The 569-nt window shown below is 61.0% G+C and carries 1 protein-coding gene; it reads right to left on the reverse strand.

Annotated features, from left to right (window positions below):
- Window positions 1–29 precede the first annotated feature (29 nt).
- On the reverse strand, window positions 30–353 hold the full coding sequence (locus V5F77_RS29055) for an XRE family transcriptional regulator (protein WP_429008511.1): 324 nt from the start codon (window positions 351–353) through the stop codon (window positions 30–32).
- Window positions 354–569 lie beyond the last annotated feature (216 nt).

A 569-nucleotide genomic window follows, 5' to 3' on the forward strand; every position in this document is an offset into this window, starting at 1 on the left:
TGGTATATTGAATGTTATCGAAATCCTGCCTAACCTCTTGAATCGAGTCGTCTTAAGAGACTTGGCGTCTGCTCCGATTCGAACTGTGCCGTCGCCGCCGATCGCGCCAGCAGCCCCGCTGGTTCGAGGCCGGCGCGTTCGGCGATCAGTTCGATGTAATCCAGGCTCGGATTCGCATTCGGCGTCATCAGGTGGAAGTAACTCGAGCTCGCCAGACCGAGCTGCGCGGCAAAGGCCTTGCGGCTGAGTCCGCTCGCGCATCGGATCGCCTCGATCGACGCCTGAAAGGTCCGAAGCAGCGTACGACCCTCGGCCGCATGCGCGGCCTTCCGGCGACAGTCTTTGGTTCTCATCGGCGCGTCCTCGCACATAGAATCCCGGGACGGGCTGCGACCCTCCGCGCAGCCCGACAACGCGCACGCCAGCACGTTGGACTGACGTTCGACATTCAATATAATGTACGGATTCGGTTTCAACGGAAGAGGTGCGCCCGGACAAAGAAAAACCCGGCAGATCCGGGTCTCTCAGACGATGGACGGGCCGACGATTGCCATCGTCAGCGGTGCCCC

The sequence above is a fragment of the Roseixanthobacter psychrophilus genome (genome assembly GCF_043195195.1).
Classification (GTDB): domain Bacteria; phylum Pseudomonadota; class Alphaproteobacteria; order Rhizobiales; family Xanthobacteraceae; genus NCEH01.

Excerpts from the sequence above, each read along its gene's own strand:
- V5F77_RS29055 (WP_429008511.1), bottom strand. The coding sequence starts at position 353 with ATGAGAACCAAAGACTGTCGCCGGAAGGCCGCGCATGCGGCCGAGGGT.